General features: G+C 46.8%; 3 protein-coding genes. All 3 read right to left on the bottom strand.

All coding sequences use genetic code 11. The annotated features are described in order from the left end of the window. Positions 1–247 (bottom strand): hypothetical protein (locus KDK16_RS08140; RefSeq protein ID WP_257275542.1); only part of this gene is annotated, 247 nt, incomplete at its 3' end. An 88-nt stretch (positions 248–335) separates the two neighbouring features. Continuing rightward, positions 336–692 (bottom strand): hypothetical protein, encoded by a 357-nt coding sequence (locus KDK16_RS08145; protein ID WP_257275543.1) that lies wholly within the window; start codon positions 690–692, stop codon positions 336–338. Between the two features lie 103 nt (positions 693–795). Then, a partial coding sequence (locus KDK16_RS08150; protein WP_257275544.1) for a hypothetical protein occupies positions 796–1,533 on the bottom strand: 738 nt, incomplete at its 5' end.

Consider the following 1,533-nt stretch of genomic DNA (forward strand, 5'->3'; position numbering starts at 1 on the left):
CATCATCACTGGCGACAAAACGAAAGTCGAAGGAATGAGAGACCCCGGAGAGCGGGGAATCTGTTGAGGATACGGCTCTCTCTGTGTCAGGCGACACAATCGGAGGTGATGACAGAGTGAGTTTCGAGGTTAACTCAGCGCAGATTTTCACCTTCTTTTCTGACGATAACTCCAGCTTTGCTGCATCGGCTGGCACGCCGCTGCCAGGAACGGGTTTCTTTACTTCCCCATCAATCCGACCATCCATCGTCAACCTCTCTCCTGTGATCTGAAGGACTGCATTTAAATTGTTTGCTTATATGACCTTCAGACAGGATGAAAGTTCCAGTGGCGTATCACTTATCCAATGAGTCAGACAATGAATTCAAATTCACGCTGCTCAAAAACTCTTCGGCAATGGTTGTCAGCTCAGCGGATTTAAGCACCAGAGCGTCACTGGCCTTAAGTGCCTGCTTTAAGTAGGTTTTCCTGAGAGAGCCCTCAAAACACCAGGATCTATTGATTTCAGACATCATGGCAGAGAGCTCTTCTGGTGAAGATGGGTCGTGAGCGCCATAGTTGTTCGAATGATGGTTAAACCCGGTGGTTGCATTGGCCCAACAAAGCGTTAAACGACCACCCTTCGAGTGTGTCAACCCATACAGGTAATGACTGAAGGCCTGAAGAATCGCTTGTTTGCATTTGGTTTTCAAATTGCTAAAAAGGTCTCTGTCCTCGGGTGAAAGCTCACAGGCCCTCAGAATAGGTCGGTACTTTTCGTCGATAGCACGCTTTTGTTCTTCATATTCTTTTTCTTCAGCTCGAAACAGCCGATCCAGAGAAGCATCCTGGTTGTGACGTCGGTAGTAACTTCTTTTTTGACGATTGTTTTTTTTTCAGATCACTGATGTGTCTGGTCAATGCATTCAGCTCCCTGTTGCGTTGATTTTCCGTCGCACGAGACTCTCTGTATCTTGCCAATAACTGCTTTAGATTCGGGCTCTTCTCGACTTTTAGTTGATACAGGGCCTCGACTTTTTTATTAATTAATGTGTTTTCCCAGAAAGGTTTACCCAAGATAATCACCGGACGGTGGTTCGCCTTGGCCGAGTTTAACTTTGCAAACGCAGGATGGCGCACCAGCATTCGTTCTATATTCGGGACGCCCTCAGGTTGGTCCGTCCAGACGTCCTTTAAAGATGGATTGGCAATGTTCTCTTCAAAGAAGGGCGAAAACCCTTCATGACAATGAGTGACGAAAAAGGCACCGACTTCTTTCTCCTGAATGACTTTATAAGCCAACCGCCATTCCTGGCTATTTTTTTCCCCGGACAGCAATGCCTGATACCACTTTTTCAGAGAATGAGCGGCTTCAACCTCCAGTTCATCGACATCTTTCAGACGCATCAATAGCTCATGGTGCTGAAGGGCATCTGCAATATAACTCTCATACATCGGCTGTGGATCCAGCCAGCCCGAAGTCAGAGCTTCATGGGCAAAGCGAATAACCGAAGGCTCGGCTAAGTTGCTGTATTTCAGAATGTACAACATTGA

The organism is Endozoicomonas sp. SESOKO4 (genome assembly GCF_024606275.1).